Origin of the sequence: Sagittula salina, assembly GCF_017813235.1 — a bacterium.
GTDB lineage: Bacteria > Pseudomonadota > Alphaproteobacteria > Rhodobacterales > Rhodobacteraceae > Sagittula > Sagittula salina.
Window position 1 is genome coordinate 18752 of record NZ_JAGISH010000002.1, and the last position, 25331, is coordinate 44082.

21 protein-coding genes are annotated in these 25331 nt (G+C 67.1%); 7 read left to right on the forward strand and 14 right to left on the reverse strand.

The window, feature by feature from the left end; genetic code table 11:
• The first annotated feature begins 168 nt into the window (after positions 1-168).
• Complete coding sequence (locus tag J5474_RS04055) at positions 169-1935, forward strand: ABCB family ABC transporter ATP-binding protein/permease (protein ID WP_245216267.1); 1767 nt, start codon at positions 169-171, stop codon at positions 1933-1935.
• Between the two features lie 95 nt (positions 1936-2030).
• Here J5474_RS04055 and J5474_RS04060 read toward each other — a convergent pair whose 3' ends face one another.
• The gene (locus tag J5474_RS04060; RefSeq protein ID WP_209359536.1) at positions 2031-2720 is read right to left on the reverse strand and encodes a CatA-like O-acetyltransferase; all 690 of its coding nucleotides are present in this window, start codon (positions 2718-2720) and stop codon (positions 2031-2033) included.
• A gap of 219 nt (positions 2721-2939) precedes the next feature.
• On the opposite strand from J5474_RS04060, the gene J5474_RS04065 reads away from it, so the two are divergent.
• From J5474_RS04065 to J5474_RS04075, 3 genes are all read left to right on the forward strand, one after another.
• Positions 2940-3719: a gamma-glutamyl-gamma-aminobutyrate hydrolase family protein gene (locus J5474_RS04065; protein ID WP_209359537.1), complete on the forward strand. Its 780-nt coding sequence runs from the start codon at positions 2940-2942 to the stop codon at positions 3717-3719.
• A gap of 737 nt (positions 3720-4456) precedes the next feature.
• Entirely contained in the window at positions 4457-4912 is a 456-nt protein-coding gene (locus J5474_RS04070; protein ID WP_209359538.1) for a (2Fe-2S)-binding protein, read from the forward strand.
• Positions 4912-7173: a xanthine dehydrogenase family protein molybdopterin-binding subunit gene (locus tag J5474_RS04075; RefSeq protein WP_209359539.1), complete on the forward strand. Its 2262-nt coding sequence runs from the start codon at positions 4912-4914 to the stop codon at positions 7171-7173. Before J5474_RS04070 ends, J5474_RS04075 begins: the two co-directional genes overlap by 1 nt.
• Before the next feature lie 65 nt (positions 7174-7238).
• Here J5474_RS04075 and kynA read toward each other — a convergent pair whose 3' ends face one another.
• From kynA to J5474_RS04090, 3 genes are all read right to left on the reverse strand, one after another.
• Positions 7239-8072, reverse strand: a complete 834-nt coding sequence (gene kynA / locus J5474_RS04080; protein ID WP_209359540.1) for a tryptophan 2,3-dioxygenase — start codon at positions 8070-8072, stop codon at positions 7239-7241.
• A 96-nt stretch (positions 8073-8168) separates the two neighbouring features.
• The gene (gene kynU / locus J5474_RS04085; protein ID WP_209359541.1) at positions 8169-9359 is read right to left on the reverse strand and encodes a kynureninase; all 1191 of its coding nucleotides are present in this window, start codon (positions 9357-9359) and stop codon (positions 8169-8171) included.
• Positions 9360-9467: 108 nt separating this feature from the next.
• The gene (locus J5474_RS04090; protein WP_209359542.1) at positions 9468-10226 is read right to left on the reverse strand and encodes an SDR family NAD(P)-dependent oxidoreductase; all 759 of its coding nucleotides are present in this window, start codon (positions 10224-10226) and stop codon (positions 9468-9470) included.
• Positions 10227-10367: 141 nt separating this feature from the next.
• Here J5474_RS04090 and J5474_RS04095 point away from each other — a divergent pair, with 141 nt between their 5' ends.
• Positions 10368-11327, forward strand: coding sequence for an MBL fold metallo-hydrolase (locus tag J5474_RS04095; RefSeq protein WP_209359935.1), 960 nt, complete (start codon positions 10368-10370; stop codon positions 11325-11327).
• A 321-nt stretch (positions 11328-11648) separates the two neighbouring features.
• Here the strand turns inward: J5474_RS04095 and J5474_RS04100 are convergent, their stop codons facing one another.
• Complete coding sequence (locus tag J5474_RS04100; RefSeq protein ID WP_209359543.1) at positions 11649-12347, reverse strand: RraA family protein; 699 nt, start codon at positions 12345-12347, stop codon at positions 11649-11651.
• 21 nt (positions 12348-12368) lie between these two features.
• Positions 12369-12866, reverse strand: coding sequence for a hypothetical protein (locus J5474_RS04105; RefSeq protein ID WP_209359544.1), 498 nt, complete (start codon positions 12864-12866; stop codon positions 12369-12371).
• A gap of 324 nt (positions 12867-13190) precedes the next feature.
• On the opposite strand from J5474_RS04105, the gene J5474_RS04110 reads away from it, so the two are divergent.
• Both J5474_RS04110 and J5474_RS04115 read left to right on the forward strand, forming a co-directional pair.
• Positions 13191-14972, forward strand: coding sequence for an IlvD/Edd family dehydratase (locus J5474_RS04110; protein WP_209359545.1), 1782 nt, complete (start codon positions 13191-13193; stop codon positions 14970-14972).
• A gap of 95 nt (positions 14973-15067) precedes the next feature.
• Positions 15068-15805, forward strand: coding sequence for an SDR family oxidoreductase (locus tag J5474_RS04115; protein ID WP_209359546.1), 738 nt, complete (start codon positions 15068-15070; stop codon positions 15803-15805).
• 95 nt (positions 15806-15900) lie between these two features.
• On the opposite strand, the gene J5474_RS04120 is transcribed toward J5474_RS04115, so the two are convergent.
• The 8 genes from J5474_RS04120 to J5474_RS04155 all read right to left on the reverse strand — a co-directional run bounded on the left by J5474_RS04120 (position 15901) and on the right by J5474_RS04155 (position 25200).
• Positions 15901-16809, reverse strand: a complete 909-nt coding sequence (locus J5474_RS04120) for a DMT family transporter (RefSeq protein ID WP_209359547.1) — start codon at positions 16807-16809, stop codon at positions 15901-15903.
• A gap of 117 nt (positions 16810-16926) precedes the next feature.
• Complete coding sequence (locus tag J5474_RS04125) at positions 16927-17649, reverse strand: SDR family oxidoreductase (RefSeq protein WP_209359548.1); 723 nt, start codon at positions 17647-17649, stop codon at positions 16927-16929.
• 58 nt (positions 17650-17707) lie between these two features.
• On the reverse strand, positions 17708-18769 hold the full coding sequence (locus J5474_RS04130) for a Gfo/Idh/MocA family protein (RefSeq protein ID WP_209359549.1): 1062 nt from the start codon (positions 18767-18769) through the stop codon (positions 17708-17710).
• Positions 18770-18926: 157 nt separating this feature from the next.
• On the reverse strand, positions 18927-20420 hold the full coding sequence (locus tag J5474_RS04135; protein ID WP_209359550.1) for a UxaA family hydrolase: 1494 nt from the start codon (positions 20418-20420) through the stop codon (positions 18927-18929).
• A gap of 177 nt (positions 20421-20597) precedes the next feature.
• Positions 20598-21548: a phytanoyl-CoA dioxygenase family protein gene (locus J5474_RS04140; RefSeq protein ID WP_245216230.1), complete on the reverse strand. Its 951-nt coding sequence runs from the start codon at positions 21546-21548 to the stop codon at positions 20598-20600.
• Positions 21549-21691: 143 nt separating this feature from the next.
• Positions 21692-23284: a TRAP transporter large permease gene (locus tag J5474_RS04145; protein WP_209359551.1), complete on the reverse strand. Its 1593-nt coding sequence runs from the start codon at positions 23282-23284 to the stop codon at positions 21692-21694.
• Positions 23284-24090, reverse strand: a complete 807-nt coding sequence (locus J5474_RS04150; protein WP_209359552.1) for a TRAP transporter small permease subunit — start codon at positions 24088-24090, stop codon at positions 23284-23286. Before J5474_RS04150 ends, J5474_RS04145 begins: the two co-directional genes overlap by 1 nt.
• Positions 24091-24189: 99 nt before the next feature.
• Positions 24190-25200: a TRAP transporter substrate-binding protein gene (locus J5474_RS04155; RefSeq protein WP_209359553.1), complete on the reverse strand. Its 1011-nt coding sequence runs from the start codon at positions 25198-25200 to the stop codon at positions 24190-24192.
• Positions 25201-25331: the final 131 nt, after the last annotated feature.

The following is a 25331-nucleotide window of genomic DNA, read 5'->3' on the forward strand; positions in this document are numbered from 1 at the left end:
ATATTTCGAGCAGGAGACCGCGAGGCGGGGGCCCCCGGCCGCGCGGTGCAGAGAGGTTTTCCAATGACCAGACAGCCCGCGGCGCATGCGCCCGCCAGCCAGTCCCTGAGTCACCAGAGCCAACAGCCCACGGCGGCGCAGATCGCCGCGGAAGAGCGTCGCTCGGGCATGCGGACGATCCGCCGGGTCTGGCCCTATATCTGGCCCGAAGGCGAAAAATTCTCGTGGGTGCGGCGCCGCGTGGTGATCGCCATGGCGCTGTTGATCGCGTCAAAGCTGATCGCGGTGGTGACGCCGATCTTCTACAAACGCGCGGTGGATGCGCTCTCGGGCGAAGTGCCGGACCTCGCGCTCGGGGCCGTCGGGCTGACGCTGGCCTATGGCATGACCCGCATTGCCACGGTGGGCTTTGCCCAGATGCGCGACGGCATCTTTGCGCGCGTCGGGCAGCGCGCGCTCCGCTCGCTTGCGCTGGAGACGTTCCAGCACATCCACCGCCTGTCAATGCGCTACCACATCACCCGCAAGACCGGCGGCCTGAGCCGCATCATCGAACGCGGCGTGAAGGGCGTGGAGTTCCTGCTGCGCTTCCTTCTGTTCTCGATCGGGCCGCTGGCGCTGGAACTGGTGCTGGTGGGGGTCGTGCTCGCATGGCTTTTCGACATCTGGTATCTGGTCGTCGTCGCCGTGGTGGTGGGCCTGTATATCTGGTTCACCTTCAAGGTCACCGAATGGCGGGTGAAGCTGCGCCGTCAGATGAATGAGCAGGACACCGACGCCAACCAGAAGGCCATCGATTCGCTGCTGAACTTCGAGACGGTGAAATACTTCGGCGCCGAAGCGCGCGAGGCGGCGCGTTACGACCGCGCCATGGAGGGCTACCAGTCGGCGGCGATCAAGACCGCGACTTCGCTTGCCTGGCTGAACTTTGGCCAGTCCTTCATTATCACAACCGGCCTGATCATCGTCATGGTCATGGCGGCGGTCGGCGTGCAGAACGGCGCCCTGACGGTGGGCGATTTCGTCATGGTCAACGCCTACATGATCCAGATCACCATGCCGTTGAACTTTCTCGGGACAGTCTACCGCGAGATCCGGCAGGCGCTGGTGGACATGGCCGAGATGTTCGACCTGCTGGAGCAGCCCGAGGAGGTGTCGGACAAACCGGACGCCCCGGCGCTGGCGGTGCGGGGCGGGGCGGTGAACCTGGAGAACGTGACCTTTGGTTACGATCCCGCGCGGCCGATCCTCAAGGGCGTCTCGGTCAACGTGGCGGCGGGCGAGAGCGTGGCGCTGGTCGGCCCGTCGGGGTCGGGGAAATCCACCATCGGGCGGCTGCTGTTCCGGTTCTACGATGTCACCGGCGGCGCGGTGAAGATCGACGGGCAGGACGTGCGGGATGTGACGCAGGTATCCCTGCACCAGTCCATCGGCGTGGTGCCGCAGGACACGGTGCTGTTCAACGACACGATCCGCTACAACATCGCCTATGGCCGCGACGGCGCTTCGCAGGACGAGATCGTGGCGGCGGCGAAGGCGGCGCAGATCCACGATTTCATTTTGTCGCTGCCAGAAGGCTACGACACGGCGGTTGGTGAACGCGGGCTGAAGCTGTCGGGCGGGGAGAAACAGCGCGTGGGCATCGCGCGCACGCTTTTGAAGAACCCGCCGATCCTGCTTCTGGACGAGGCGACCTCGGCGCTGGACACGGAAACGGAGGCCTCGATTCAGGAGGCGCTGAAGCGCGCGGGCGAAGGGCGCACGGTGTTGACCATCGCGCACCGGCTGTCGACCATCGCGGATGCCGACCGCATCGTGGTGCTTGAGAACGGGCTGGTGGTGGAGGAAGGCACGCATGACGCGCTGCTGGAGCGCGGCGGGCGCTACGCCACTCTGTGGTATCGACAGCAGGCTGAGGACGCGGAGGCGGCGTGACGTGGGCGCGCCGGGAGGAAGGACTTTCGTCGAAAGTCCTTCGCGACCCAAGGCTTTTCGTCGAAAAGCCTTGGGTCGGGCGGCGGGATGTTTGGTCAGGCGGAGTCGAGAGCCTCTTGCAGGGCGCTGTAGAAGCTGCCGAGGTGTTCGCCATCGGTCACGGCGTGGTTGACCTGCACGTTCACCGCCATGGCGTAGCGGTCGCCTTCGGGTACGATCCGGCCCCATGACACGCGCGGGATGCAGTCCTCCGGTCCAGGCGTGGCGTGGTCGAGCGCGGTGAAATCGAGCCACGGCAGGCAGGAGAGGTAGGCCACCGCGTCGCTGGCCGTGTTGGCCGAAAGGTCGCGGCCCGCGCGCACGGTGGCGATGGTCGCCTGCACGCCCCTGTCGAAGGCGGCGAAATCCGCCTGCCAGTCCTGATAGGCATAGCCAAAGCCGCCACCCGGCCGTGCCACGGTAAAGGACAGCGCCACGCGGTCGTAGCGCACCACGGTGTCATCCCGGAACCGCGTGCGCATGTCGGGCACGGCGGACAGCGCGGCGCCGATGGCCCAGAGAGACGCGCGGAAGGGCGAGACGCCTGCGGGTTTGCGGTCCCGCATCAGGCGCGTCACGTCGAGGCGGCAGGTCACCGCGTAGTGCGGTTTGGCATAGGCGCGAAACCAGCGGTAGGCCTGCGCGCGGTCCCATGTGTCGAGGTCGATCGCGGTGTGGCCTGTCGTCTGGCCTGTCGGCTGGCCCGTCGGCTGGCCCGTAGAAGGTCCGGTCGCGTTTTCACTCATGGGATGTCCTCCTGTGTTGGCTCCGGGCATAGCCGCTGGGACCGGATTTTGCCATGGGGGCGGGCGATGGGGCGGCCGAAGTACGGGCCGGTGGGGCGCTGCCCGATCGGGAGGCGTTCCCGCCGGCCTGCGCGGATATGCGGGGGCTTGCGTGCGCCGTTCATCTTTTGCTCGGGGAATTATCGGATTATGTAGGGGGCAAAGAAGGAGCACCCTTTCATGACGCGGCCCATCGTCGGCATTATCGGCAATTCGCACCTCATCAACGATCAGTACCCGGCGCACGCGGGCGGCGCGATGAATTCGGCGGCGGTGGCGCAGGTGTCGAACTGCCTGCCGCTGCTGATCCCCGCCGATCCCGCGCTGGTTAGCGTGCCGGAACTGCTGGAGGCCTGCGACGGCTTCCTGCTGACCGGCGGGCGGCCCAACGTGCACCCGGAAGAATACGGCGAAGATTACACGGAGGCGCATGGCGCCATGGACCGCGCCCGCGACGCGATTGCCTTGCCGCTGGTGCGGGCCTGCGTCGAGCGGGGGCAGCCGTTCCTTGGCATCTGTCGCGGGTTTCAGGAGGTCAACGTCGCCATGGGTGGCACGCTCTATCCGGAGATCCGCGACCTGCCGGGGCGGATGAACCACCGGATGCCGCCGGATGGCACGCTGGAGGAGAAGTTCGCCCTGCGGCACTGTGTGACACTTACGGAAGGGGGCGTGTTCCACAAGCTTTTCGGCGCGGCCAAGGTGATGACGAACACGCTGCACGGGCAGGGGATCAAGACCCCCGGCAAACACGTCGTGGTAGAGGGTCTCGCCCCAGACGGCACGCCAGAGGCGATTTGCATCGAAGGGGCCGCCGGGTTCACGCTGTCGGTGCAGTGGCACCCGGAGTGGGACGCGGCCAACGATCCGGTTTCGCGCCCGCTGTTCGAGGCATTCGGCGATGCCGCGCGCGACTGGGCCGGATCCCGCCAGTCAGGGCGGATCTTGACGAGCGCCTGAGCCACGGGTCTGCGATGGCGCAATGGCCTTGGCTGGTTGGACCGCGAATCGCGGGCGCTCCGGGGGCGGGCGAGCCGGGGACAGGCAAGATCCGAGGAAATGCAATTTCCGAAGGCTGGCGCACCCGGCGGACAGGCACGACAGGACCGCGCCCTGTCCGGCCCCGGTGACATGCATGCTTTGGGACAGGCGCACACCGCAGGCGGCCCGGCTTCCTGGCTGCTCCGGCGAAGACCCGGCCCGGAGCGTTGCCAAGGCACCGGTCCACGCTGTCAGAGGCACCGTGCCGCAGGGGCTGTGACCTTGACGTTGCGGGGGTTCGCTTCATCATTGACGGCAAAAGGGCTGTGCCTTTTGCCGGGCCTGTTTGGTGCGGTAAGATTTCCGCCCCGGGCCGTTCGGAGCCGTTGTCCGACGGAGCAGACTGACGGCGGAGCAGACTCGCGACGGGGTAGGCTGCGCGGTGGAGCAGACAGGCCAACGGAGCAGATATCCGGCGGGCGGGGCAGACGAACCGCCCCGACAGACGAACAACCCGGGCGAACCACCCCGGCAGTCAAACCGCCCGGACGACCCACTGGGGCGGAGAACCAAGTCGCCGGAGCATTCCGGTGCGCCAGACTTCCCCAAGGGGCCAAACGCCCTTGGGGCCTGACAATTCCGCCGCGATGCGGCAAGACGACAGAGCACGAGACGGCAGCCAGCCTGCCCCGGAATTTCCGAAGAGAGGAGCCCAGATGCCCTTCACCCTCACGGTCAACGGCACCCCCCACGAGGTGGACTTGCCCGGCACGGTGCCGCTTTTATGGGTCCTGCGCGACGCGCTGAACCTGACCGGCACGAAATACGGTTGCGGTGTGGCGTCCTGCGGGGCCTGCACGGTCCACATCGACGGGGAGGCGGTGCGCTCCTGCCAACTGGCGCTGGAGGATGTGGACGGCGCCGTGCTGACGATCGAGGGGCTGGGCACGCCTGACCGCCTGCACCGCCTGCAAAAGGCATGGGTCGAGTATCAGGTGCCGCAATGCGGCTACTGCCAGTCCGGCCAGATCATGCAGGCGGCCGCGCTGCTGGACGAGAACCCGAGCCCGACAGAGGAAGAGATCGACGCCGCCATGGCGGGCAACCTCTGTCGGTGCGGCACGTATGACCGCATCAAGTCGGCAATCCGGTCCGTGGCGGAGGGCGTGTGATGGCGAGCATCGGCAAGATCGCGCGGCGCAGCTTTCTGATCGGTACGGCCGCCATCGTCGGCGGGGCCGCCTTTGGCGCCTGGACCGTGCTGAAGGACCCGCCGAACCCGCTGAAGCCCGCGGAGGGGGAGAGCGTGCTCAATCCCTTCGTGCTGATCGACGGGCAGGGGATCACGCTGGTCAGCCCGCGGGCCGAGATGGGGCAGGGCACGGAAACGACCTGGGCCGCGCTGATCGCGGAGGAACTGGACGTCACGCTCGATCAGGTGCGGATCATCCATGGCCCGCCCGCGCAGGCCTATTACAATCATGCGCTGATGGGGGCCGCGACGGAGGGCTACGACGCCAGCGCCTTTCAGCGATCCATGGGGGAACTCATGGGCCATCTGGGCAAGGTCTTTTCCATGCAGGTCACGGGCGGGTCGACCGCGATGAGGGACGGCTACGACCGGATGCGTGTCGTGGGCGCCGCCACGCGTGAAATGCTGGTGGCGGCGGCGGCGGACCGGCTGAAGTTCGACCCCTCGGAAATGGTCACCTATCGCGGCGCGGTGATCGCGCCGGACGGGACCAAGATCCCCTATACGAAGCTGGCCGCCCGCGCCGCCGAAATGGAGCCGCCGCATACGGAGCTGCGTGCGCGCGAGGAATGGAAGATCCTCGGCACGCAGTTCCGCCGCAGGGATATCCCGCCGAAGACCACGGGCACCGCTACCTTTGCCATCGACACGCGCCTGCCGGGGCAGAAGTTCGCCGCGCTGCGGCTTTCGCCGACGCGGGCGCCGATCCGCGAATTCGACGCCTTCGAGGTCGCGCGGATGCCGGGGGTCGAAAAGGTTGTCGATCTGGGTGACGGGCTTGCCGTGATCGCGAACAACACATGGGTGGCGATGGATGCGGTGAACCGCATCCCCGTGACATGGCACGACGCGGCCTACCTGGCCGACGATGCCGCCATCGGGCAGGCGCTGGAGTCGGGGTTTGATCTGGAACCGGATTCCATGCTGCGCAACGATGGAGACGTGACAAAGCTGCCCGAGGGGACGGAGCGGGTGGAGGCGGAGTATCGCGTGCCCTTCCTGTCGCACGCCACGATGGAGCCGCAGTCCGCCAACGTCTGGTTCGACGGCGGCAAGCTGAAGGTCTGGACCGGATCGCAGATGCCGACCTTTGCCCTGCGCGTCGCCGCCGAGGAGGCGGGGCTGGACGAGGATGAGATCGAGTTCAACGTGACCTATCTGGGCGGCGGTTTCGGGCGGCGCGGCGAAGTGGATGTGGTCCGCTACGCCACGCGCATCGCCAAGGAAATGCCGGGCAGCCCGGTGCTGCTGACCTATTCGCGCGAAGAGGACATGACGCATGACTTCTACCGCCCCGCAGCCGTCGGGCGCTTCAAGGGCGCGGTAAAGGCGGGCACGGCGGTGATGCTGGACGCCAAGGTCGCCTCTGCCCCGGTGGTCGGTCCGGCGCTGACACGCGCGGCGGGTTTTGCGCCGGGCGGGCCTGACACGGCGATCACCGAGGGCACGCACAATCAGCCCTATGCCATCCCCGCCTACCGGGCGCGTGGCTATGCCGTGCCGGACATGCCGCCGGTGGGCTTCTGGCGGTCGGTGGGGAATTCCTTCAACGGCTTTTTCATGGAAAGCTTCATCGACGAGCTGGCGGTGAAGGCCGGGGCCGATCCGTTGCAATTCCGCATGGGCATGACGCGGGACGAATTCCTGCCCGCGTGGGAAGTGCTGAACGCGGTGAAGGAGATGTCGAAATGGACGGGCGAGACGCCGGAAGGCGTCGGGCGCGGTGTGGCCATGTGCTACAGTTTCGGCACGCCGGTCGCCATGGTGCTGGAGGTACGGGACGGGCGCGCGGGGGGCACTGCCGCGCCCGAAGGCGGCGGCCCGGTGCGGATCACGGAGGCCTGGATCGCCGCCGATCCGGGCGTGGCGCTCAACCCCGACAACATCGAGGCGCAGCTGGTCGGGGCCATGGTCTACGGGCTGTCGGCCGCCATCGGCGAAGAGATCACCTTTGCGGGCGGTGCCGTGCAGCAGCTGAATTTCCCTGATTACGAGCCGCTGCGCATGACGCAGATGCCGCGGGTGCACACACGCATCCTTGAAATACAGGAGCATCTGGGCGGTGTGGGCGAGGTCGGCACGCCGCCCGCCGCCCCGGCGCTGGCCAATGCGCTGTTCGATCTGCGCGGTGAGCGTTATCGCACGCTGCCGCTGCGCAAGGCGGTCGATTTCGCGGTCTGAAAGCGCCTGCATCGCGGGTGGGACGCCGGGCCTTGGGTCCGGCGTTTTGCGTTGAGGCGGCGGGGTCAGAGAGCCGTGCGCAGGTGCCAGAGGTCCGGGAAGAGTTCGACCGCCAGCATCCGTTTCAGGTAGGCCGCGCCGGAGGTGCCGCCGGTGCCACGTTTCAGCCCGATGACGCGTTCGACCGTGGTGACATGGTTGAAACGCCAGCGGCGGAAGTAATCCTCCAGATCGACAAGTTTTTCGGCCAGTTCGTAGAGGTCCCAATGGGTGGCGGGATCGCGGTAGACCTCTGCCCAGGCCTGTTGCAGCGCGTCGTTCGGCGCGTGCGGGGCGTGGCGGTCGCGGTCCCGCGCGCCCTGGGGCAGGGCGATGCGGTCCGCCAGCAGGACCACCGCGCAGTCGTAAAGCGAGGGGCGGTCGAGTTCGGCGGCGAGTTTCGCCGCGATTTCTGGCCGGTGGTCGTGCGGGCGGATCATCGCGGGGTTGCGGTTGCCGAGCAGGAATTCGATTTCGCGGTACTGCCACGACTGGAAGCCGGAGCTTTGGCCCAACGTCTTGCGGAAGGTGGTGTAATCCGCCGGCGTCATGGTGCGCAGCACGTCCCAGGCGCCGTTCAGCTGTTCGAAGATCCGCGCGGTGCGGGTCAGCCGCTTGAACGCGGGGCGGATGTCGCCGGAGGAGAGTTCGGCGCGGGCGGCATGCAGTTCGTGCAGCGCGAGGCGCATCCAGAGTTCGGAGGTCTGGTGCTGGATGATGAAGAGCATCTCGTCCGGAGCGTCGGAGATCGGATGCTGCGCCGTCAGGATCGCGTCGAGGCGCAGATAGTCGCCGTAGGACATGCGGGCGTCAAAGGACATTTCCGCGCCGTCCTTGGCGGGGTCGTAGGGGTCGGTCATGGTCGTGTCGCCTTTGTCGAAGCGGGGAAGGGGGCGCTGCCCCCTCGGCCTTCGGCCTCACCCCCGGAGGTATTTGGAAAGCAGAGAAGCAAGGCGTCAGGTGACGGGTTTGCGGGCGCGGTACTCGGGGCGGTCCCAGGCGCGGCTGTCGAGGATCTGCGCCAGCGTGGCGGCGGCGTGGTCGATGTCGCCCTCGGAGAGGTAGAGGGGCGTGATGCCGAAGCGCAGGATGTCGGGGGCGCGGAAGTCGCCGATGACGCCTGCGGCAATCAGCGCCTGCATGATGGCGTAGCCCTGCGGATGCCGGAAGGACACCTGGCTGCCGCGCATCGCGGGATCGCGCGGGGTGGCGAGCGCGAGGTCGGTGGAGGCCTCGACGGCGGCGACGAGGCGGTCGGCGAGTTCCAGCGAGCGGGCGCGCAGCGCGTCGAGGTCGACGCCCTCCCAGACGTCGAGCGCCGCCTCCAGCGCGGCCATCTGCAATACCGGCGGGGTGCCGACGCGCATCCGTTCGATGCCCGCCCCGGGGATATAGTTCAGGTCGAAGGCAAAGGGCGCCTTGTGCCCCAGCCAGCCCGCGAGCGCCGGTTCGGCGTGTTCGGCATGGCGGGGGGCGACGTAGATGAAGGCGGGCGCACCGGGGCCTGCGTTGAGGTACTTGTAGGTGCAGCCGACGGCGAAATCGGCGCCGCCTTGGGCGACGTGGACGGGGAAGGCGCCGGCGGAATGGGCGAGGTCCCAGATGGTCAGCGCGCCGTTGTCATGTGCGAGACGGGTGAGCGCGCCCATGTCGTGGCGGCGCCCGGTGCGGTAGTCGACCTCTGTCAGGAGGGTGACGGCGATGTCCTCGGTGATGTTCTGCGCGACGTCCTCGGGCGGGACGGTACGCAGTTCGAAGCCGTCGGGCAGGAGTTTCAGCAAGCCCTCTGCCATGTAGAGGTCGGTCGGGAAGTTGCCGGTGTCCGAGAGGATCACGCGGCGTCCGGGGTTCAGGTGCAGCGCGGCGGCGAGCGCCTGAAAGACCTTGATCGAGAGCGTGTCGCCGATGACGGTCTGCCCCGGTTCGGCGCCGATCAGGCGACCGATGCGGTCGCCAAGCGCGCGGGGCATGGCCATCCAGTCGGCGGTGTTCCATGCTGAAATGAGCTGCGCGCCCCATTCCTGCGTGACGGTCCGGGCGACACGGTCGGCGGTGGCGGTGGGCAGGGGGCCGAGCGAATTGCCATCGAGGTAGGTGATGCCCTGCGGCAGGTCGAAAAGGGCGCGGGTGCGGGTGAAGTCGGTCATGTCTGTCCTCATGCGCGTGACGGAAGGTCCCGTCCCGGCAGGGGACGGTGGATCAGGGATGCGGCGCGCTGTGCGTGGGCGGGTCCGGGCGGTGGCAGGTATACGGCATCACATGTCGCCCCCGGCGATCTGCACCGCCTGTCCGTTCATGCTGCCGGAGTTCTGCGCGCAGAGAAACAGTGCGGCTTCGGCGACCTCTTCCGGGCGGATCAGGCGACCGTGCGGGTTGACGCCCACCATGAGGTCCTTGGCCGCTGCTGCGTCCATGCCGGTGCGGGCCATGATGCTGTCGACGTTGCGCGATACGATTTCCGTGTCCACGTAGGCCGGGCAGAGGGCGTTGAAGGTCCAGGGCCTGGCGGCGTAATCGGCGGCCAGCGCGCGGATCAGCCCGACGACCGCGTGTTTCGAGGCGGTGTAGGTGGGCGCCCCCTTCAGCCCCTTCAGCCCCGCGACGGAGGAAACGGCGATGACGCGGCCCCAGTCCGTCGTGGTCATGGACTTCAGCGATTCGCGGATGGTGAGGAAGGCGCCATCGAGGTTGGTCGCCATCATGCGGCGCCAGAAATCCAGGTCTGTCTTCAGGAGCGCGCGGCCTTCGGCGATGCCCGCGTTGGGGATGCAGATCTGCACCGGGCCGCGGGCCGCCACAGCAGCCGCGATGCCGTCCACGACGGAGGATTCGTCCATCACGTCCATCCGCAGGGGATGCAGGCCGGGGGTGGCAGCCTCCTCCAGCGTGGCAAGGCGGCGGCCGGTGATGGTGACCTCTGCGCCGTGGTCGGCCAGTGCGCGTGCGATGGCAAGGCCGATGCCCGTGCCACCGCCGGTGACCAGCGCGTGTTTGCCCTTCAGATGCCCGAACATGATGCCCTCCCGTTTGCGCGCGACTTTAACGCCGCTGCCGGGAGGGGCAAGACGATGGTTCTTGGCTTTTTTATTCACGGATGCGAATGTGTTTGGAGATTGGATGGAGGAGACCCGGAAATGACAGGCGTTCGGATTGGGATGGCGCTTCTGGTGGCGCTGGCAGGGGGGCAGTCGGGGGGGCAAGTCGCGGCGGAGGTCGTGGCGCAGCAGGACATCGCGGACAAGTATCCGCAGTCGGAATTGTACAACAAACCGGTCGAGGTCATCCCCGGCGTCTGGAGCGCGATCGGGGCCACCGCGCCGCCGAGTTACGAGAACGCGGGCCACAACAACAACCTGTCCTTCATCGTGACGGGTGACGGCGTGGTGGTGGTGAACGGCGGTGCCTCCGCGCGGCTGGCGCAGGCGCTGCACGACGAGATCCGCGCGGTGACGGACCAGCCGGTGAAGCTGGTGATCGACGAGAACGGCCAGGGCCACGCGGTGCTGGGCAATGCCTACTGGCGGGGGCAGGGCGTCGACGTGCTGGGCCATGTGGAGACCATCGAGGTCGTGGAGCAGGAGGGCGATTTCCTGTTGCAGGCCATGCGGGGCTACAACAAGGACCGCGCGGAGGGCACGGAGATCGCGGTGCCGAATCTGTCATTCGAGGACCGCTATGACGCCAGCATGGGCGGGGTGGAAATCGAGGTGCTGCGCCTTGGCCCCGCGCATTCGCCCGGCGATACGCAGGTCTGGCTGCCGGGGATGGGCATGGTGATCGCGGGCGACATCGCGTTTCATGAACGGATGCCGCCGATCTTTGGCGATACCTGCACCCACTGTTGGATCGAGACATTCGAGGGTCCGTTCACCGCGCTGGGCGCCACATGGGTGATCCCGGGCCATGGCCATCCCACGAACATGGCGGCGGTGCGCGAGGGCACGGTTGGTTATCTCTCGGACCTGCGCGAGAAGATCGGCGCGCATATCGAGGACGGCGGCGACCTCGCGGGTGCCTTTTACGTCGATCAGACGCGCTGGGCGGGGCTGGATACCTTCGAGGAACTGGCGACGAAGAATGCCGGCCGGGTTTTCGAGGAAATGGAGTGGGAGTGAAGCGCATTCCCTGTTGAGTGACGCAAGGGCGCGGGAAAGGCTTTCCGCGCAGGGTTCGCCGTGTCTCGTGAGACGTGGCGCTGCGCCGGGTCATGTCGGGTGTGGGCCGCGCGCAGGCAGGGAGCATTCGCCATCGCGGGCCGGGGGGCACCCGAGGGAAGGGCGCGCTGCCCCCGCCCGCCTGCGGAGCGACTCGCCCGCGGTATGCCGGAACCAAGGAAGCAGGGGCGCCCGGCCTGGCTTCTTTGGTTCGAAAATACCGCGGGGGGAGGCCGCAGGCCGTGGGGGGCAGCGCCCCCTTCGCGCCCGAACGGGCGCGCTTCAGGAGATTTCGACCGCGCGGCCTTCGGCCAGCATCCCGCGGGTGTCGAGCGGTTCGCGGAAGCCCGCGCGAACCTTTTCCGCAAGGTCTTCCTCCAGGCGCTTGACCTCCGCGATCTTGCCGATGATCTCGTCGATACGGTCGAAGGGCACCACGACCACGCCGTTCAGGTCGGCCACGATCATGTCGCCTGTCGATACGTGGCGCCCTCCGACCACCGCCGCGGTGCCGGTCACGCCGGGGCCGCTGACCGAGGGCGAATTCGGGTTCAGCCCGGCGCACCAGCAGGGCAGGCCGGTTTTCACGATGCCCTCGTAATCCCGCATCGGACCGTCAGTGACAAAAGCCGCCGCGCCGGCGTTCTTCAACATGCCCGAGATCTGATCGCCAATGGTCGCGCATGTTCGCGTGCCATGCGCCGCATGCACGAGGATGTCGCCGGGAACCAGGCGCTCGACCGCCGCCAGCGTGGCGAGGATGTCGGCGGGACCGGAATCGCAGACCAGCGCCGGGCCAGCGGCAAAGCTGGGCAGGTCCTGCCCAAAGCCCAGCGGTGCGACGCTGGCGTCCATCGCGGCTGTGCCGCCCATCGCGTCGGCCACATGCGCGGTCTCCACGCCCTGGAAGGCGGCGATCTGTGCGTCGGTCGGGCGCGGAGCGGAGGCGATGAGTGTCAGGGCAGGGGGCACTTCGATCATGGCTGTGGTCCTTTTTGGATGTCAGTCGCGTGTCACCCGCCACAGCAGGCGGATGTAGGCCAGGCCGGAGGCGGTGGCCTCGCAGCGGGTTTTTTCCATCTGCAGGAGGGATGCCTCGATCTCTGTCAAGCGGCCCAGGTCGGCCAGCCGGTCGCATTGCAGCAAGCCCGAGAGCAGGTCGTATTTCGCTTCGATACGGGCGCGCAGGGCGACGGGTTCGGGGGCTTCCGTGTCCAGCAGACCCAGCCGCGCGGCGGTGGCGCGGGTCCAGGAGTCCTTTGCCTCCGAGAAACACAGCGTCACCGCCGCGGGCGCCTCTGCGCTGATCGTGCCGCACGGGGCATGCGCGGTTGCAAGGCAGGCCTTGGGGTCGGAGTTTGCGTTCCGTGCCGTCTGCACGCAGGCGGTCAGGGCCGCGACATCCGGCGCGGTTTCCGCCGCCCCGGCGGGCCGTGCCGTGCAGGCGGTCATTGGGGCGGCCAAAAGGGCGGCCACCATGGCCGCGATGGTCCATCGCATGAAGTCCTCCCGTGGGATACAGGGACATCCGGCGCGGTTTTCCGCACCTTGTCGCCGCCATGGGAGGGGTGCGACCCGGTGGTGTCAAGGGGGCGCTTGCATTTGGTATACCAAATCGCGAGGATGGCCGCAGCGGCGCCCCGGGAGATTCGGGCCGGAAGATTCGGGCCGGAAGATTCGGGACCGGGTTCCGGCCGGTAATGAGACCACACTTGAAACCGGGCTTGAATCCGGGATCGGCACCGGGAATCGGGCGGGAACTCCGGCCCGGATTTGAATGGGATGCGCCAGTCTGCGCCCGTGACCGGGCAGAGGGAGGACAAGATGTCAGACACCCGCGCGAAAAAGCGCTTCCGCAGCCAGGAATGGTTCGACAACCCGAACAACCCCGGCATGACCGCACTCTATGTCGAGCGTTATCAGAACAGCACCTACACCCGCCAAGAGCTGATGTCCGAACGCCCGGTGATCGGCATTGCCCAGACCGGCAGCGACCTTGCGCCTTGCAACAAGATCCACGTCTTCCTGATGGACCGGATCAAGGCGGGTATCCGCGAGGCGGGCGGCATTCCGATGGAATTCCCCGTCCATCCGATCCAGGAGACCGGCAAGCGCCCGACGGCGGCGCTGGACCGCAACCTGGCCTATCTCGGTCTTGTCGAAGTGCTGCACGGCTACCCGCTGGATGGCGTCGTGCTGACAACGGGCTGTGACAAGACCACGCCCGCCATGCTGATGGGCGCGGCGACGGTCGACATTCCTGCCATCGCGCTCAACGGCGGGCCGATGCTGGACGGCTGGTGGAAGGGCAAGCGCGCCGGATCGGGCGCCATTGTCTGGGAAAGCCGCCGCCTGCTGGCCGAAGGCAAGATCGACTACGAGGAATTCATGTCACGCGTGTGCTCCTCGGCGCCATCGCTCGGGCATTGCAACACCATGGGCACGGCCTCCACCATGAACGCCATGGCAGAGGCATTGGGCATGTCCCTGACAGGGAATTCGGCCATCCCCGCGCCCTTCCGCGAGCGCATGGCCATGGCCTACGAGACCGGCAAGCGCATCGTGCAGATGGTGCTGGACGATCTGAAGCCGTCCGACATCCTGACCCGCGAGGCCTTTGAGAACGCCATCGTGGTGAATGCCGCCATCGGCGGGTCCACCAACGCGCCGCCGCATCTGCAGGCCGTCGCCCGCCACGCGGGCGTCGAACTGAACGTGAAGGACTGGGAAACCGTCGGCTTTGACGTGCCGCTGCTGGTGAACATGCAGCCCGCCGGCGAATACCTGGGCGAAAGCTTCTTCCGCGCGGGCGGGGTTCCGGCGGTGATGGGCGAGCTGCGCAAGGCGGGCCGCATCCATGACGGCGCGATGACCGCCACGGGCCGGACCATGGGCGAGAACCTCGCGGGCTGGGAAAGCCAGGACCGCGCGGTGATCAAGACCTACGCCGAGCCCATGCGTCAGAACGCGGGGTTCAAGGTGCTCTCGGGGAACCTGTTCGAGAGCGCGCTGATGAAGACCTCCGTGATCTCGAAGGACTTCCAGGAACGCTTCCTGTCGCATCCCGGCGCCGAGGGCATCCACGAGGCACGGGCCATCGTTTTCGAAGGGCCGGAGGATTACCACGACCGGATCAACGACCCCGCGCTGGCCATCGACGAGGATTGCATCCTTTTCATCCGCGGCGTCGGCTGTGTCGGTTATCCCGGTTCGGCCGAGGTGGTGAACATGCAGCCGCCGGACGCGCTGATCAGGGCGGGCATCAACCACCTGCCCACGGTGGGCGACGGACGGCAGTCGGGGACATCGGAATCGCCGTCGATCCTGAACGCTTCGCCGGAATCCGTGGTGGGTGGCGGATTGGCCTACCTCGCCACCGGCGACCGGGTCCGGCTCGATCTGAACGCCTCGCGCATGGATGCGCTGGTGCCTGAGGATGAATGGCAGGCCCGCATCGACGCGTGGAAGGCACCGGAGATGGTGCACCAGACGCCCTGGCAGGAGATCTACCGCACCCATGTCGGCCAGTTGGCCGATGGCGGCTGTCTGGAACTCGCGACGGCCTACCAGAAGGTCGCGCAGTCGCTGCCGCGCGACAACCACTAGGGGCATTCGGGGGGCAGGAGGGGGCTCCGCCCCCCGCGCATGCGCGCTCCCCCCGGCGGTATTTGAAAACCAAAGAAGCAGGGAGGGGGCGCGCCATGAGCAAGTCCATCATCATCACCGGCGCGGGCCGCGGTATCGGCAAGGCCTGCGCGCTGACGTTTCTGGAGGCGGGCTGGAAGGTCGGCCTCGTCGGCCGTCAGCCGGCGCCGCTGGAAGAAGTCGCCGACGGGCACGCGGGCGCCCTGGTTCTGCCGGGCGACGTGGGGCAGGAGGCGGAGGTCGATCAGGTGTTCGACCGCGCCATGAGCGAATGGGGCCACATCGACGCGCTGTTCAACAACGCTGGCGTATCGGTCATGGGGGCCACGATCGATGAGATCAGTGTTGACGATTGGCGCCGCTGCATGGACATCAACGTCACAGGCTCCTTCATCTGTGCCCGCGCGGCCTTCCGGCGGATGCGCGAGCAGAATCCGCAAGGCGGGCGCATCATCAACAACGGCTCCGTTTCGGCGGATGTGCCGCGCTGGGGCTCTGCGCCCTATACCGCGTCCAAACACGCGATCACCGGTCTGACGCGGTCCATTTCGCTGGACGGGCGGCCCTTCGGCATCGCCTGCGGCCAGATCAACATCGGCAACGCGCTGACCGACATGGCGGCCAAGATGACCAAGGGCGTGCCGCAGGCTGACGGCTCCATCGCGGTGGAACCCGTCATGGACGTCAGGCACGTGGCCGACGCCGTGCTGCATATGGCGGAACTGCCGCTCGAGGCCAACGTGCAGTTCATGACCATCATGGCGACGAACATGCCCTACATCGGCCGCGGCTGAGCGCGGTTGACCGGGAGGGGGCGTCGTCCCCTGTCTTACCCTGGTCCAGAGACCTCCGGGGGGAGGCGCGCAGGGGCGGGGGGGGCAGCGCCCCCTTACCGCTGGACCGGCAGGGGTCGCCGCACCCGCCCGCGCACCACCCGTTCGCGCTGCCAGATATACAGCCCCGACCCGATGATGATCAGCCCGCCACACAGCGTCCAGATCGTCGGCAGTGTGTCGAACAGCGCCCACCCCGAGAATGCTGCCATGAAGATCTGCACATAGACCACCGGTGCCAGGATCGAGGCATCCGCCAGCCGGTGCGCCACCGTCGCCGCGATATGCCCCGCCGCGCCAAATCCGCCGATCAGCACGAAAGGCAGCCAGGACCAGCCCTCCGGCCAGGTCCAGCCCTGCCAGACAAGCGGCGCGAGACAGGCCGCCGCCACCCCGGACGACCAGAGCTGCTGGGTCGCGTTGGCCTCTACGTCCGACAGCATCCGCGTCAGGACAAAATAGCACGATGCGCAGCACAGGGCCCCGAGGCTGAGGAACATCGCCGGATGGAAGTCCGCGCCCCATGGCTGCATCACCACCAGAACCCCCAGAAAGCCGACGCAGACCGCCACGATGCGCCGCAGCCCCACCGTTTCCCCCAGCAACGGCACCGCCAGAAGCGTGATGACGATCGGCCCCGCGAACATGATCGTCGTGGTGACGGTGATCGGCAGGTATTGCAGGGCGGTGAAATTCAGGATCGTGGAACCCAGCAGGAACAGCGAGCGCAGCAGCTGCTTCATTGGCGCGCGGCTGCGAAAGGCCGAAGGATCGCGCAGCCCGAACAGCGCCACGGCCAGCACGAAATGCCCGAAATACCGGGCAAAGACCACCTGTAGCGCGGGCAGCCCCGCGAGGATCAAGAGCTTTGCAGAACTGTCGATGCAGGTGAAAAACCCCACCGCCAGGACCATCAGGAGCACACCTGTGCCGGTTCGCTCCTCGCGCGGTTTCGCCTCTGCCATCTCGCCTCTCTTTCCTGTCCGCAGGCCGGGGGGCCGACCCGCACTGCTTTGCCGATCCCGGTGCCCGGTCAGGCCGAACAGAACCGATAAGGCCCGATCAGGCCTGATCAGGCCCGGTCACGCCGCCGCCCAGCCGCCATCGATCACATGCGCCTGCCCGGTGGTGAAGGCGCTCTCGTCCGAACCGAGATAGATCGCCAGATGCGCGATCTCTTCCGCCGTACCGATCCGCCCCATGGGCTGGCGCGCCTCGAAGGCCCGCCGCGCCTCGTCATAATCGCCCATCGCCCGCAGCCGGTCGTGCAGCGACGGGCTGTCCACTGTGCCCGGACAGATGCAGTTCACCCGGATGCCCTGCTTGACGTAATCCACCGCAACCGATTTCGTCAGGCCGATCACGGCGGCCTTCGACATGCCGTAGATGCAGCGGTTCGGCGCCGCCACGATGGAGGACGCGACCGAGGCGATGTTCACGATTGCCCCGCCGCCGCGCGCGATCATGCCCGGCAGGGCGGCATGCATGGCGTGAAACTGCGACTTCACGTTCAGCGCCATGGCAAAGTCGAACTCCGCCTCCTGCGCATCGAGCAGCGCGCCCGCATGTACGAATCCCGCGCAATTGACCAGGATATCCGGCGCCGCCGCCTCGATGGCCGCGCAAACCGCGGCCCGGTCGGTCACGTCCAGCGCGTGGCACTCCGCATTCAGCCCCTGAAGCAACTCGGCCTTCAGGTCGGTGGCCACGACCGTGGCGCCTTCGCGGGCGTAGCCTTCGGCGATGGCCCGGCCGATGCCCTGCCCGGCGGCGGTGATGAAGGCGCGTTTGCCCTGCAATCTCATGTCTCTCTCCCTTTGGGTTGCGGCACGCGGTCACGCGGCCCGTGTTCCGGGGGGCGCGTCATACGCCCCGATACTCTCCGGGCACCCTGTCCGGCACGACCGGCCGCCCGGTCTGCCCCGACAGCGCCGCGGCCAGCGTCACTTCCATCGCGGCGATGCCATCGGCGGCGGTGCAAAGCACGTCGTCCGGCTTCCCCTCGACGGTGCCGGCAAACCGGTCGATCTGCGCCAGCAGCGGATCGATGCGCGCAAAGCTTCGCCCGTCCTGCCGTGCGAGCGGTTTCGACCACTCGATTTCCCCCGGCCCTGATCGCCCCCAGCGCGTGAGCGAGGGGAAAGCCACCGCGCCTTCGGTTCCCACCAGCCGCAGGTAATCCTCGCCCGATCCGGCGATTGCGGGGTTCTCGTATGATCCCGCTTCAAAGGACCACGGCGACGCCCCCGCGTCCGAAATCAGGAAGGACCCCAGCGCGCCGTTGGCAAAACGAAGGGCCAGCGCGGCGGTGTCTTCAATCACGAACCCCCGCCGCGCGGAGGACAGCAGCGCCGTGACCTCCACCATGTCGCCGACAAGGAACCGCATGAGGTCGACCTCATGTGTCAGGTTCGTCAGCAGCGGTCCGGCGCCGGGCATACGCCGCCAGTCGGCCTCGTAATAGGCGGCGTGCTTGCGCAGCGACCACAATCCCTGCACGGCCACGAGATCGCCGATGTCAGCCAGTGCCGAACGCGCGGCGATGGAGAACGGGTGGCACCGCCGGTGATGGCCGGCAAACAACGGCAGCCCCCTGGCCTCCGCCAGACGCGCCAGCGCCCGCGCTTCGTCCAGCGTCGCGCCCAGCGGCTTCTCCCCGATCACGGCCCAGTTCCGCCCGAGGCAGGCGGAGACAGAGGCGAAATGGTCCTGCGTCGGTGTCGCCACCACGGCGGCACGCACGGTGTCGGGCACGGCGTCGAGGCCCGCCACCATCGGCAGGCCCTTCGCCGCCAGCGCGGACCGCAGGGTCGCATCCGGTTCCACCACGGCCACGAGGTCGACCCGCTTCGACAGGGTCGCGACCTCGATGTGACGCTGTCCGATCGACCCGGCCCCCACCACGCACAACGGTATCCGCGCCATCACGCCACCTCTCGTTCCGTCATCCCACGTCGGCGCCCAGGCGCCGTGCCCCCGCTTCTTTGGTTCGCAAATACCGCGGAGGGGTCCGGGGAGGCAGCGCCTCCGCGGCTCGCGCGCCGAAGGCGCGCGGGTCGCCCCGGCGCAGCCGGGGCGAAGCTCACATCACCGCGCCGATCTGCCATGGTACGAACTCGTAGTCGCCCAGCCCCTGCGCCTCCGACTTCGTCTGCTCGCCCGACGCCATCCTCAGCCACATCTCGTAGATCTCGCGGCCGACGTCCTCGACGGTCTTGCCTTCCGTCAGGATGGTGCCCGCGTTCACGTCCATGTCCTCGGTCATGCGGTTGTACATCTCGGAATTCGTCGCCACCTTCATCGACGGGCTGGGCTTCGCCCCGAACGCCGATCCGCGCCCGGTGGTAAAGCACACGAGGTTGCAGCCCGACGCGATCTGCCCGGTGACAGAGGCTGGGTCGTAGCCGGGGCTGTCCATGAAGGTAAATCCCTTCGCGGTCACGGGCTCCGCGTACTTGTAGACACCCGTCAGCGGCGTGGTGCCGCCCTTGGCCGCCGCGCCCAGCGATTTTTCGAGGATCGTGGTCAGGCCGCCCTTCTTGTTGCCGGGGGAGGGGTTGTTATCCATGCTTCCCTTGTTGCGGGCGGTGTAATCCTCCCACCAGCGGATCAGATCCACCAGCTTCTCGCCCACATCGCGGTTGATCGCGCGGGCGGTCAGCAGGTGCTCGGCGCCGTAGATCTCCGGCGTTTCGGCCAGCACGCCGGTGCCACCCTGCGCCACCAGCAGGTCGCAGGCATGGCCCACCGCCGGGTTCGCCGTGATGCCCGACCAGGCGTCCGAGCCACCGCATTGCAGCGCAACCATCAACTCGGAAGCCGGGCATTCCTCGCGCCTGGCGGCGTTGACCACCGGCAGCATGGCCTCGATCTTCCTGATGCCCAGTTCGACGGTCTTGCGCAGCCCACCCACGTCCTGGATGTTCATCGACTGAAACAGCGGGCCGGGTTTCAGACCGTAGGCCTCTACCAGCCAGTCGATCTGGTTCATCTCGCAGCCCAGGCCCGCCATCAGCACGCCGCCGACATTGGGGTTCTTCGCGTAGCCCCACATCACGCGCTGCAGCGCCTCGAACCCTTCGGAGCCCTGACCCGCCATGCCGCAGCCCGTACCGTGCACGAAGGCCACGACGCCGTCGACGTTGGGATAGTCCGCCAGCGTCTCTTCGGTGAAATGCGCCGCGATCCGGCGCGCGGCGGTGGCCGAGCAGTTCACCGAGGTCAGCACCGCGATGTAGTTGCGCGTGCCGACGCGTCCCGACGGGCGGCGATAGCCCATGAAGGTGTCGCGTGTCACCGCCGGAGGCGCGGGGCGAATATTCGTGGAATAGTCGTACTCGGTGTCGACGTTGCGGAATTCGAGATTGTGGGTGTGCACATGCGCGCCCTGCGCGATGTCCTCGGCGGCGTAGCCGATGACCTGTGCGTATTTCACCACCGCCGCGCCCTTGGGAATGTCGGTCGTGGCCAGCTTGTGGCCACGCGGGATCAGCTGCGTGGCGCCGTGGCTCCCGACCTCGAGGGCGGTGACGGCGGTGACGACGTTATCGGCGTCGGAGAGTCGGACGGTGGTCATGGGGTCCTCGGTCGTTTCAGCGGGTTGAGACGTCTGCCGTGGGGGCCAGCCCCCACACCCCCGCGGTATTTGCGAACCAAAGAAGCAGGGGTGCGCGGGTGATCGTCTAGTATGTCAGTCGATGTCTGCGCCTTTCGGGGGCGCGGTTCAAGGGGTGGGTCAGGCAGTCCGGCGCGGTCAGGCGCAGACCGGCGCGTCGGCGCTCCAGCGGTGGATGGGGATATGCGGCTGGCGCGACAGATCTGCACGGGCGGTTTCCCAAAGGCCTTTCCATGCGGTCCAGTCGCGCAGTTCTTCGGCGGGATATGCGGCGGAGCGGGCGACGAAGGACGGGAAGTGGCCGCGCCCCGTCGGCGCGCCCGTCACGTTGAACCGGATGTCAAAGGACCAGCGGAAGTCCTGCGACTGGTTCGCCAGCGAGGCGTGCGGCGTCAGCGGGTGAAACAGCACCGCGCCGCCCGCCTTGACCGGGAGCGGGATCGCCTTGCTTTCGTCGAGGCAGCCGGGTGCGATGGCGGTCTGTTTCTGCGGGCAATGCGGATACATCTGCGGTTTGCCGGGCACCACCTTCAGGCAGCCGTTGTCCACCGTGGCGTCGGAGATCGCCAGCCAGACGGTGACCATGCGGGTTCCGTCGGCCTCTTGGTGGGCGACGGCGCGGTCCTGGTGCCAGTCGGTGGCGGTGATATGGGCGCGCAGTTCGTCCTCGACCAGCGTCGGGGCGGGGGGCTTCAGCCGGACGTGCTGGATCGGGTTGGATGTGAGTTCCGGTCCGATCAGGTCCTCCACCATGTCCAGCAGGCGCGGGTGGGTGATCATGTCGAAGACCGCCGGGCCAAAGTGGAACGGCGTGTCGGGCGTGATGTCGCCGCCGGGCAGGGAGATGTCCATGGGCTGGAACCAGTCGCAGCCCGCGGCGTAGGAGGTCAGCAACTTCTGCCAGAAATCCTGATCGCCGGCGGGCGGCACGCGGCCCTCGGCTTCCCACCCGGAATAGAGCCGGTCGAGGAGGTCGGCGTATTCCGCCTTGACCGCGTCGAGCGCGCTGCGGTCCAGCACGTTGTCGACGACGAGGTAGCCTTCGGTCTCGAAGCGGGTGATCTGGTCGGGGGTCAGCATCAGGGGCATGGCGGCGCCTTTCCGATTTGCCTGAATTCTGGATGCGGGTGTGTCGGAGCGGGGAAGGCGGGACAGCGTCCCGGACCCCCGGCGTATCTGCAAAGCATAGTACGAAAACGGGGGGCGCCGTCGCGGGCGCCCCCCGGAAAGGGTCAGAGGAAGACCGTCACGATGGGCGGCCATGCCAGCAGCACCAGCAGCGCGAGCAGCTGCAGCGCGATGAACGGCAGGAAGCCCCGGAAGATATCCGTCAGCGAGATATGCGGCGGCGCCACCGATTTGAGGTAGAAGGCGGCCGGGCCGAAGGGCGGCGACAGGAAGCTGACCTGCATGTTCATGCAGAAGACCACGCCGAACCAGATCGGGATGTAGCGCGCATCCACGGTGCCGAACCAGCCGATTTCCTCCGCCGGGAGGCGGACCACGATGGGCAGGAAGACCGGCATGATCAGCAGCACGATGCCGACCCAGTCCATGAACATCCCCATGATGAGGAAGATCAGCATCATGATGAGGATCACGCCCATGGTCGGCATGTCGGCGCCGACGATCAGGTTGGCCACGTAGGTCGGCCCGCCCGCCAGCGTGTAGGCGGCCGCCAGCGCCGCGGCGCCGATGGTCACCCAGATGATCGTGCCGGTGGATTTCACCGTGCGCAGCAGCGCGTCCCAGACGATCTCGAATGTCATCTCGCGCCGGATCAGGCCGATGACGAAGACGGCGACGACCCCCATGCCCGCGGCTTCGGTAATGCCGGTGATGCCGCCGTAGATCGACCCCAGCACGACGCCGATCACGATCACCGGGGCGATCAGGCCTCGGCCCATCTCCCAGCCCTGCGCGGTGCGCTCGCGCCCCACGAGGACAAAGGCGACGAGGCCGAAGACCACGAAGGCGCCCGCGAGCCATGGCAGGTCGGAGGCCATGCCCAGAAGGATCGGATCGACGCCTTCGGTCGGGACATTGGCGGACGTGACGGTGAAGAACAGCGCGCGCAGGAACAGCGCGGCGGTAATCCACATGCCGAACTTCGACAGGAAGCCGAGGAACATCAGGCCCTTTTCGTTGCCCTTCGGAGCGGAGGGATCTTCGGGCGGGAGCGGCGCCATGTCCGGGCTCATCTGCGTGCGCACGACGATGTAGATGATGAAGAACGACGCCAGCATGAAGCCCGGCAGGAAGGAGGCGGTGAACAGCGCCTTGATCGAGGTTTCGGTCACCAGCCCGTAGAAGATCAGAACGATGGACGGCGGGATCATGGTGCCGAGCGAGCCGGAGGCGCAGATCGTGCCGATTGCGAGGTTCTGATTGTAGCCAAGCCGCAGCATCTGGGGCAGGGCGATGAGGCCGAGCAGCACGACTTCGCCGCCGATGATGCCCGACATGGCGGCCATGATGACGGCCATGACGGAGGTCACGATGGCGATGCCGCCGCGCACTCTGCTGAGCCAGACATTGAGCGAGGAATACATGTCCCGCGCGATGCCCGATCGTTCCAGCAGCGCCGCCATGAAGATGAAGAGTGGCACCGAAATCAGGACGTAATTGACCATCTGTCTGTAGATGGCCTGTCCAAGCACCGAGAACGGCCCCTTGCCGAAAGTGCGGAACAGGATGTCTGCGTCGAATTTCAGCAGCAGCGTCACGACGGCCAGAAAGGCCGAGGCAAAGCCCAGCGGCATGCCGATCGCCAGCAGCGCGAACATGCCGAGGAGGAGGATCAGCGAGATCGTACCTACGTCCATTATTTGTCCTCCAGGGTCTTGCGGATATTCTCGATCTCGTGCTCGTCGATATCGTCGGCAGAGTGGTGTTCGGGTGCCTTGTTCCAGTCCGCGATCAGGTTGGACAGCGCCTGCAGCCCGACAAGGATCGCGACGATCAGCACCGTCGTCTTGACCGTGCCGGGGATCGGTGGATCCCAGGCGGACCCGTAGCCTTCGAGCGTCAGCAGACGCTTTTCGGCGTCGGCGTAGCCGCCCCAGACCAGACAGAAGATGAAGGCCCAGATGAGCAGGACCGACAGCGTGTCGGCGGACTTCTGCATCCAGCGCGGCATCAGGTCGTAGATCACGTAGATGCGGATGTGGCTGCGCTGCTGCATGGCGTAGAGGCCGGCGAACAGGAACACGAAGGCCGCGATCCACAGCGACAGTTCGTTGGCCCAGAGCGTGCCGCCGTTGAAGACGTAGCGGGCCACCACCTCGAAGCTCATGGTGATGACGATGAACACCGTCGCCAGCATGGCCAGCCGGCCCAGCACGAGGCTGACGATGTCGAAGGGACCGCTGCGCTCGACTTCGATCACACCCTTGATGTCGGACATCCACAGCGCGCTGAAAAGCAGCGCCAACCCGAGGCAGACCAGCAGCGCCCAGACGATCGGGCGCCCGGTGGGGCGGATCATCTCATGCATGCCGATGGGGTCCACCGTGGTGAATTGGGCCAGGACGAGCCAGGCGTAGATCGCCGCCGTCAGGGCCATGAAGATGAACATGGCCGACTTGATCGGCCCCCTGAGGGACCCAAGCCAGACGCTCTCCCCGTTCATATGCTGCCTCCACGCATTTCGATAACTCTCTGGTTTCTCAGTAAAACGGCGGGCCCCATTCGCGGGCCCGCCGTCCTTGTCTTGCCGTTCAGGCGGACCTTATTCGGACAGCAGTCCGAGATCCTTCAGGTAGCTGCGGTGGCTTTCGACCAGTGCCGCGGCTTCCGGCGAACGCGTCGCCCAGTCGTCCCACGCGACCTGCGCGCCCTTGCGGAACTCGGCGCGGTCCTCGGCGGACCAGTCCCACAGCTTCACGCCCTTGGCGGTCAGCATGGCGGCGGCCTCTGCGTTCTTCTTCTCGTTCGACAGGGCGGTGTGCAGCGACAGTTTCTGCATCGCGGTGTCGATGATGCGGCGCTGCGCGTCGGTCAGACCGTCCCAGACTTCCTTGTTGCACGCCAGGTGGTCCGACGGCATGGAGTGGAAGCCGGGGTAGGTGGCGTGTTCCACGAGGTCATAGAGACCGAGACCCACGTTGTTCGACAGGCCCGACGCGTCCGCGCCGTCGATGATGCCGGTTTCCAGCGCGGTGAAGATCTCGGTAAAGTCCATCACGATCGGCTGCGCGCCGAGGTTTTCGAAGATCTCGGTCTCCAGACCCGGGGGCGAACGGAACTTCCAGCCCTTCAGATCCTCGAAACCGGCCAGCGGCTTCGACGAGGACAACGATTCCTGACCATAGAGCCACCAGCCGATCAGCTGCATGCCCTGACCGTTGTACAGCTCCTGCGCGGCGTCGTAGCCGCCACCGTAGTACAGCCACGACAGCTGCTGCCACGGGGTGTCGTAACCGCCCATGATGTCGCCGACGAACTGGAAGGCCGGGTTCTTGCCGGTCTGGTAGGCGCCGCCGGTCATGTCGCAGTCGAGGATGCCGTTGATGGCCGCGTCGAAGGTTTCGGTCGTGGCGACGACGGACGAGCTGTAGAACATCTCGATGTCGACAGAGCCGCCCGACATGGTTTCCACGTCATCCGCGAACTGGGCGGCGAGGATGCCCGAGGGGTGTTCGGTCGCATAATGCGTCTGGATGCGCAGGGTCACGTCCTGGGCGCTGGCCGCCGACGCGGCAAGGGCGACGGCGGCTGCCGTCGTCATAAGCTTCTTCATGGTGTCCTCCCGTAGCGACGACCCTTTGGGCCGCCTTCGTTGTCCGTCGGACAAGGCGTCCTCTACTTGCCTTGCCCCGGGACCATTCCGGCCCCTGTCAGGATGGTATACCAACCCGCTGCCGACACGCT

Coding starts and splice junctions, on each gene's coding strand:
- J5474_RS04100 (WP_209359543.1), bottom strand. CDS start 12,347: ATGATCGAAGTGCCCCCTGCCCTGACACTCATCGCCTCCGCTCCGCGC.
- J5474_RS04155 (WP_209359553.1), bottom strand. CDS start 25,200: ATGAAGAAGCTTATGACGACGGCAGCCGCCGTCGCCCTTGCCGCGTCG.
- kynU (WP_209359541.1), bottom strand. CDS start 9,359: ATGACCGACTTCACCCGCACCCGCGCCCTTTTCGACCTGCCGCAGGGC.
- J5474_RS04070 (WP_209359538.1), top strand. CDS start 4,457: ATGCCCTTCACCCTCACGGTCAACGGCACCCCCCACGAGGTGGACTTG.
- J5474_RS04075 (WP_209359539.1), top strand. CDS start 4,912: ATGGCGAGCATCGGCAAGATCGCGCGGCGCAGCTTTCTGATCGGTACG.
- J5474_RS04060 (WP_209359536.1), bottom strand. CDS start 2,720: ATGAGTGAAAACGCGACCGGACCTTCTACGGGCCAGCCGACGGGCCAG.
- J5474_RS04090 (WP_209359542.1), bottom strand. CDS start 10,226: ATGTTCGGGCATCTGAAGGGCAAACACGCGCTGGTCACCGGCGGTGGC.
- kynA (WP_209359540.1), bottom strand. CDS start 8,072: ATGACCGACCCCTACGACCCCGCCAAGGACGGCGCGGAAATGTCCTTT.
- J5474_RS04095 (WP_209359935.1), top strand. CDS start 10,368: ATGGCGCTTCTGGTGGCGCTGGCAGGGGGGCAGTCGGGGGGGCAAGTC.
- J5474_RS04135 (WP_209359550.1), bottom strand. CDS start 20,420: ATGACCACCGTCCGACTCTCCGACGCCGATAACGTCGTCACCGCCGTC.
- J5474_RS04110 (WP_209359545.1), top strand. CDS start 13,191: ATGTCAGACACCCGCGCGAAAAAGCGCTTCCGCAGCCAGGAATGGTTC.
- J5474_RS04105 (WP_209359544.1), bottom strand. CDS start 12,866: ATGCGATGGACCATCGCGGCCATGGTGGCCGCCCTTTTGGCCGCCCCA.
- J5474_RS04055 (WP_245216267.1), top strand. CDS start 169: ATGCGGACGATCCGCCGGGTCTGGCCCTATATCTGGCCCGAAGGCGAA.
- J5474_RS04120 (WP_209359547.1), bottom strand. CDS start 16,809: ATGGCAGAGGCGAAACCGCGCGAGGAGCGAACCGGCACAGGTGTGCTC.
- J5474_RS04115 (WP_209359546.1), top strand. CDS start 15,068: ATGAGCAAGTCCATCATCATCACCGGCGCGGGCCGCGGTATCGGCAAG.
- J5474_RS04145 (WP_209359551.1), bottom strand. CDS start 23,284: ATGGACGTAGGTACGATCTCGCTGATCCTCCTCCTCGGCATGTTCGCG.
- J5474_RS04130 (WP_209359549.1), bottom strand. CDS start 18,769: ATGGCGCGGATACCGTTGTGCGTGGTGGGGGCCGGGTCGATCGGACAG.
- J5474_RS04150 (WP_209359552.1), bottom strand. CDS start 24,090: ATGAACGGGGAGAGCGTCTGGCTTGGGTCCCTCAGGGGGCCGATCAAG.
- J5474_RS04125 (WP_209359548.1), bottom strand. CDS start 17,649: ATGAGATTGCAGGGCAAACGCGCCTTCATCACCGCCGCCGGGCAGGGC.
- J5474_RS04065 (WP_209359537.1), top strand. CDS start 2,940: ATGACGCGGCCCATCGTCGGCATTATCGGCAATTCGCACCTCATCAAC.
- J5474_RS04140 (WP_245216230.1), bottom strand. CDS start 21,548: ATGCCCCTGATGCTGACCCCCGACCAGATCACCCGCTTCGAGACCGAA.